General features: G+C 43.8%; 7 protein-coding genes. 5 read left to right on the forward strand and 2 right to left on the reverse strand.

What is annotated here, in order from left to right; all coding sequences use genetic code 11:
- The first annotated feature begins 42 nt into the window (after positions 1-42).
- Together cwlD and AB3N00_RS30255 are read left to right on the forward strand one after the other, a co-directional pair.
- Positions 43-801, forward strand: coding sequence for an N-acetylmuramoyl-L-alanine amidase CwlD (cwlD, locus tag AB3N00_RS30250; protein ID WP_413037745.1), 759 nt, complete (start codon positions 43-45; stop codon positions 799-801).
- A gap of 79 nt (positions 802-880) precedes the next feature.
- Positions 881-1,981, forward strand: coding sequence for an Mrp/NBP35 family ATP-binding protein (locus AB3N00_RS30255; protein WP_413037746.1), 1,101 nt, complete (start codon positions 881-883; stop codon positions 1,979-1,981).
- A 117-nt stretch (positions 1,982-2,098) separates the two neighbouring features.
- Here AB3N00_RS30255 and gerD read toward each other — a convergent pair whose 3' ends face one another.
- Positions 2,099-2,866 carry a spore germination lipoprotein GerD gene (gene gerD / locus AB3N00_RS30260; RefSeq protein WP_413037747.1) on the reverse strand — a complete coding sequence of 256 codons (768 nt, stop codon included), beginning with the start codon at positions 2,864-2,866 and terminating at the stop codon, positions 2,099-2,101.
- A gap of 125 nt (positions 2,867-2,991) precedes the next feature.
- Here gerD and AB3N00_RS30265 point away from each other — a divergent pair, with 125 nt between their 5' ends.
- Complete coding sequence (locus AB3N00_RS30265) at positions 2,992-3,609, forward strand: KinB-signaling pathway activation protein (protein WP_413037748.1); 618 nt, start codon at positions 2,992-2,994, stop codon at positions 3,607-3,609.
- A 137-nt stretch (positions 3,610-3,746) separates the two neighbouring features.
- Here AB3N00_RS30265 and pdaB read toward each other — a convergent pair whose 3' ends face one another.
- Positions 3,747-4,523, reverse strand: a complete 777-nt coding sequence (gene pdaB / locus AB3N00_RS30270; protein WP_413037749.1) for a polysaccharide deacetylase family sporulation protein PdaB — start codon at positions 4,521-4,523, stop codon at positions 3,747-3,749.
- A 120-nt stretch (positions 4,524-4,643) separates the two neighbouring features.
- Between pdaB and AB3N00_RS30275 the strand changes: the two genes are divergently transcribed.
- A complete protein-coding gene (locus AB3N00_RS30275) occupies positions 4,644-5,261 on the forward strand; it encodes a stage II sporulation protein M (RefSeq protein WP_413037750.1) in 618 nt (205 codons plus the stop codon).
- Between the two features lie 217 nt (positions 5,262-5,478).
- Positions 5,479-5,709: a hypothetical protein gene (locus AB3N00_RS30280; protein WP_095293396.1), complete on the forward strand. Its 231-nt coding sequence runs from the start codon at positions 5,479-5,481 to the stop codon at positions 5,707-5,709.
- Positions 5,710-6,199 lie beyond the last annotated feature (490 nt).

Genomic DNA, 6,199 nt, shown 5'->3' on the forward strand with positions numbered 1-6,199 from the left:
ATAGATGATTAGAGTCATTTATAGGGACGAGGTGGTTTTTTTATGCGTAAGAAAAATATGGGGAAGCATTTTGTCGTATGGATTCGTCTTCGCACAGTGAAGCGGGTTCTGTTAAGCCTCTGTCTACTAGCCATGTTGGTAGCTGTGGTGACGTATGAACTCCCTTCATCCAAGATGTCCGGATACTGGGGCTTGCCATTAGCGGGCAAGGTCATCGCCATAGATGCAGGGCATGGCGGACCTGATGGAGGAGCTGTAAGTAAGCAGGGGGTTATTGAGAAAGATATCAATTTGTCGATTGCCTTGTATGTGCGGGATTATCTTCAGCAAGCTGGAGCACTGGTGGTCATGACACGCGAGATCGATACAGATTTGGCTGAGTCAGATACCAGGGGGTACTCCAAACGCAAGACAGAAGATCTTAAACAAAGAGTAAGACGTATTGAAGACAAGCAGGCAGATCTGTTTATTAGCATTCACATGAACAGTGTGCCTTCGAACCGCTGGAGTGGTGCGCAGGTATTTTATACACCTAACCACCCCGACAATGAAGGATTGGCCAATCTGCTTCAGCAAGAAATGATTCGTAATCTTGAAAATACTGATCGAATTGCGAAAACGGTAAATACAGTCTATCTGCTGCAGGCATTGAAAATTCCCTCTGCTCTAGTAGAGGTTGGTTTCCTTTCTCATCCGGAAGAGGCGCGTCTTCTTGCTGATGAAGCTTACCAGCGTAAAGTAGCCGCTTCCATTTATAACGGGATCCTGCGATATTCCTCTGGCGAACGTCCCAAAAGTTAGTCACAAGGTAAAGGAGAATGGTATAATTAACGCAGCATACCTAATTACATGCCAATAGATAAAGCTGAGGTGCTGTCTGATGATATCAAAAGAACAGATACTTGAACTATTGCAACCTTTACAGGAACCACAATTGGGAGTGAGTCTGACAGAACTGCAATGGATCCGTGATGTCATGGTAAAGGAAAATCATGTGGCACTGACCATTGTAACATTGGACAATCAGACTGAGGATACAACTGCTCTTAGTGATGCCGCGCGTAACCTGATGTCCCAGCACGGTATTAATGATGTACATATACGTCTGCGTGCAGCATCAGAGCATGAACGAGAGAGTTTGAATGCAGGACCACCCGGGAATGAACCAAATGATGAAGAAGTACTTGTTAAAGGCCATGCAGCAGGTCTGGATGGACATGAGCTGCTAAGCCCCGAATCGGGTGTTCGTTATATTGCAGTAGCAAGTGGCAAAGGTGGGGTAGGTAAATCTACAGTCACAGTGAATTTGGCAGCTGCTCTGGCTCGGCAAGGTAAAAAGGTCGGACTGATTGATGCGGACATCTATGGCTTTAGTGTTCCTGATATGATGGGGATCGAAGAATACCCTGTTGTAGAGGACGGTGTGATTCAGCCAGTAGAACGTTTCGGTGTGAAAGTGATGTCCATGGGATTTTTCATTCGTGAAAACAACCCTGTCATCTGGCGTGGCCCTATGCTGGGGCGGATGCTGCGTCAGTTCTTCACTGATGTGAATTGGGGAGAACTTGATTACATGCTGCTTGATTTGCCTCCAGGCACGGGTGACGTCGCTTTGGATGTTCATCAAATGCTGCCACAGAGTAAAGAGATCATCGTTACCACACCTCATGCAACAGCTGCATTTGTAGCTGCCAGGGCTGGTGCAATGGCGATTCAGACAGAGCATGAGCTGCTCGGTGTCGTGGAGAACATGGCTTATTATGAATGTGGCAAATGTGGAGAGAAAGACTATGTATTTGGTCGTGGGGGTGGCGGACGTCTTGCAGAGAGTCTGCATACAGAGTTACTAGCGCAGATTCCTTTAGGAACACCGGATAATCATCCATCAGAGCCTGATTTCTCTCCATCTGTATACAAGACCGATACACGAATCGGTGCTATCTACGATGAAGTAGCCCAATTGATCGACGCGAAATTTTAATGGTTTAACACTCTAATCTACAGCTAAAAAGCCTGCATCCCATCGGATGCGGGCTTTTTTTAGCTTGTAAACCTGTCAAGAAGCCCTCATAAACATCTGAATTAAGCTCGGTGATTTTTATGAACCTCCACCGCCGCTACCACCATCTCCGCTGTCACCACCGCCTTCACCGCCGCCTTCACCACCGCCTTCACCTTCCTGGCCGCCGCCTTGTCCTCCTTGTTCTTGTCCACCCGTTTCAACCTTTGGCTGCAGCTCTTCCTGCACTACTTTCTTAAGCAGAGTGAGTACTTCCATTCGGAATAACGGATTCTGCATGACTTCCTGCATAACAGTCATGGTCTGTTTGCGGTACTCTGGAGTTTTGGTCATGTCCATAAACATTTTGGATACTTCAGGAGATTTCATGACATCCCCGATCGATTTCTGATACGTTGGATCCTTGATTAGCTCCATATGGAGCTGTTTGCTTTGCGAGTTGATGGCTTTGGCAAATTCACCGGCAAATTTCGGATCTGTCATAATTTTTTCAAATTCTTTTTGATACTCTGGAGCTGTAATGGTATCTTTAACAGCAATACGTATTTGTTCCGAAGATTGCATAGGCATTAACATTTTCATACCAATGGTTCCAGATCCACCACCTGATCCACCGCCACCTTGTTCTGAGTCCCCGCCTTCACCACCACCTGATGAACTTTGGCCCGTAAGAGCTTCTTCAACAGCTTTCTTGCCTTCATCACTTTTTAAAATATCCACGACCATCGTTTTCATCTCTTTATAACTGCCCTGAGGAGGCGAAGAACTCTGATCTGAACCACAGCCGGCGAGCATGACGGAAAGCCCGAATACGACACAGCATAGCTGCCACAAAGGCCGTTTCATGTGCATAACCCCTCCTTGAATAGATATTGCATGTAGTATGTGATGGCAAAGCACTAAATATGTTGAACGATGATGGTTTTTTGCTGAGAAGGTTGGTAAAATAAACTCTCGGGGGTGGAAAACATTTGAATTTACGTAAATGGTTTTTCCTATTTTGGACAGCCTTACTTATTGGGGCAGCGGGATCGTTAGTGACAGGCTTGATTATGATGCTCGTGAACGGGGAAAAAACGAATGGAATGACCGATTTCCTACTGTATCTCCTCATTTTGTTTGGTTCAGGCGTTATGATTAGTGTGTATTCTCAAATGGGTTTTTTCGCTTACTTGATATTGAATTATATGGGCAAAGGTGTATTTCCGAAACGCGGATGGCAAATAGTACAGCTTGTTTTAACCGTGTTGGCCCTGCTGGACGTCATGTTTTTGCGTTTGTTCGTCGGAGGCGGAAGAGAACGTCTATCCGATATTGTACTGGGAATTATTATTTTGGCAGCTGCAATTGTTACCGCTTACGTGAAAGTGAAACAGACGCATATCTCGGCAATGGTGCCGACGCTCTTTTTTATGATTGCAGTTACCGTGGTGGAAACAATCGGTGTGTTGCGAATAGATGTAAATGCAGCTACCATCTTTATTGTGGTCCCATTGCTGGTATGTAATGCGTACCAAATGCTTATATTACATAAGCTGGTGGATGGACCTGTAGAGCAAACAGTGAGTGGGAGAACGGAGCAAGTGTAGGAAAGGCTGGCATTGTGGGTTAATTTAAAAAACACCAAAAAAGAGCTAACCATGTTAGCTCTTTTCATTTGTGCTGCTGTACCTTTAATATTGGTTATACCGTCTATGGATGAACGATGAATTTCTGTAGTGTAGTATTACTGTGCACTGGCTTGATCACGAACTTCGGTACCTTTGGCACTGGAATGATTCAGCAACTCGGAAACTGTAACAAATTCATACCCTTGGTTTCTTAACTTATCAATAATGACAGGCAATGCTTCATGAGTCTGCTTGGAAGAATCACTCGCGTGCAGCAATACGATATCCCCAGGGTGAGCTTTGCTGACCACACGATCTACAATAGTCTGTACCCCGGGATTTTTCCAATCCTGCGAGTCAGTGTCCCATTGTACAACCTGGTAATTTAGACTGCTGGCTACCTGAAGTACGCGTTTGTCAAAATCCCCGTTGGGCAGACGGAGCAAATTCGGTTCTTTTCCCGTTAAATCGGTTAAAATGCTATGAGCTGTCGAAATTTCCTTGCGGATTTCTTCTTCGGTCATGCTGGTGTAATTATCGTGCTTATGCCCGTGGCTGCCAATTTCGTATCCTGCCTCCTTAATGGAGGTTACGATCTCGGGGTGAGTCTTGCTCCAAGGGGAGGATAAGAAAAAGGTTGCCTTCTCTACCTTATTATCCTGCAGTACTTTCAGAATTGGCTCTGTGCGCTTGTCTCCCCAGCTAATATCAAAGGTAAGTGCAATGACTTTTTTCTCTGTTGGTACGTTGTACACAGCTGACGGTGCATCCTCTGAGAATACAGAAACATTGCCACTTTCCAGATAAATAATCCCGATAGCAAAGACGGCAGCAGCCAGCACAATCAGGAAACGTTTAATCTTTTTCCCACTGAATACATAGAACGAGTTCATTTCAATAAGCGCCCCTCTCCCATAAGAAATGCTTGTTTACTCTCCAATGTATGCTCGTACCGCGTAGTTATTCGCTCAGAAATTTGTTTGTCCATCATCTTTATTTAACAGGAGGTAATTATGCTGAAATTCAGTACATTTCTAAAAGATCTAGGATCCATTCGTAGCGCTCTAATCTGGTCAGTCCTATTGTTCGTTGCAGGTATAGGCGCCGGGTGGGTGAGTACTGGACCGCTGCAGGAGATATTATTGAATCAAATAGGCGGATTGCGTGAAGTTAGCGAACGACTTGAACAGGGCGGGAATGTGCAGTGGAATTTCTTTATATTTATCTTTTTTAATAATGCCATTAAAAGCGTGCTTGTAATCTATGCGGGTATTTTCTTTGGCATTTTGCCGGTTATCTTTTTAGTTATCAATGGAATGGTTATCGGTTTTCTTGTGCACTTTACCACGAACAATGGGGCAAGCCTTTTTGATATTGTGGTGAAGGGACTTTTACCCCATGGGATCATTGAAATTCCAGTTATCATCATTGCCTGTGCGTTTGGACTCAAGTTCGGGGGACTGGCATTCAGAAGTTTGGTACAGCTTGGAAGCGCCAAGCGGCAGATGTTAGGAAAACAGTGGGAGACTTTCTTAAAGAAAACATTAACCGCTTCCTGTTGGATTGTTATTCTGCTGTTCATTGCAGCCATTATCGAAAGTACAATTACCTTCAGTATTGTGCGTGGATAAATTTGTATGGAATGACATTCATAAATTTTCAGAAAGTTGACCATAACAATAAAACGGGTTTCAGCAATCTCCCTCAATATGCAAGTTATACAGAAATTTTTGGGGGGGAGCTGGGATCGGCGCGCTCTAAAATATCTCCGACTATAGAGAAGCGGGGGATTGTCCTTGACAAACAGGAGTGCGCCATTATCCATATGCAGAAAAAGGAGAACTCTTAATGCTGGGTATGCTGTTTAACGAGAAGGAATGTAAGGAACTCGATTATGTATTACGTAAAGAGCTGGATGAAATGTTGTTTGACCTCAGTGATAATCGTCTCGACCAGGAGATTAAATACGCAATAGCAAGTAGATACAAAACAGTATTCCGCATGTACGCAAGATTTGCTCCTCCGAAGGAGTTGTCCAAATACGCAAGAAGTGGCAAACTTAAAAAATCCAAACCGTAAGAGGCAATGCAGGGGATCAGGATATGTCGTTTGAATGATGAGCGAGGTGCGGCCACTACATCCAGCGCTGTACCTCTATACTAGAATAATCAATGAATAGTATAAGATGCTGATCATTTTGTCGAAAAAGGGTTGACCTTTTTGATAAGATATGATAAATTAATTTTCGTTCCTTTTTTAGGACAAACCGAACAAAACGAGCACTAACCATAAATCGAATGAAAAACTTTTGAGAAAAAAAGTGCTTGCAAAGTGAAGTTGAACATGATATATTATAAAAGTCGCCGCTGAAACTACGACAACAAGTAAAACAGTAACAAATTGAATGTTTGATCTTTGAAAACTGAACAACGAGTGAGTAACGATCTTGCTTGCAAGATCGACGCTGAGAAATGGGTACACGTCTTCGGACTGTATGATTTCGAAGCACAATTGAGATTTTTAATCTCGTCAGATTCAAAATGAGCTAATCGCTCTTTTCGATAATAGC

The organism is Paenibacillus xylanilyticus, assembly GCF_047246825.1.
Taxonomy (GTDB): domain Bacteria; phylum Bacillota; class Bacilli; order Paenibacillales; family Paenibacillaceae; genus Paenibacillus; species Paenibacillus xylanilyticus_B.

Bases quoted from the DNA above. Each gene is read 5' to 3' on its own strand.
- cwlD (WP_413037745.1), top strand. From the start codon at position 43: ATGCGTAAGAAAAATATGGGGAAGCATTTTGTCGTATGGATTCGTCTT.
- AB3N00_RS30255 (WP_413037746.1), top strand. From the start codon at position 881: ATGATATCAAAAGAACAGATACTTGAACTATTGCAACCTTTACAGGAA.
- gerD (WP_413037747.1), bottom strand. From the start codon at position 2,866: ATGAAACGGCCTTTGTGGCAGCTATGCTGTGTCGTATTCGGGCTTTCC.
- pdaB (WP_413037749.1), bottom strand. From the start codon at position 4,523: ATGAACTCGTTCTATGTATTCAGTGGGAAAAAGATTAAACGTTTCCTG.
- AB3N00_RS30275 (WP_413037750.1), top strand. From the start codon at position 4,644: ATGCTGAAATTCAGTACATTTCTAAAAGATCTAGGATCCATTCGTAGC.
- AB3N00_RS30280 (WP_095293396.1), top strand. From the start codon at position 5,479: ATGCTGGGTATGCTGTTTAACGAGAAGGAATGTAAGGAACTCGATTAT.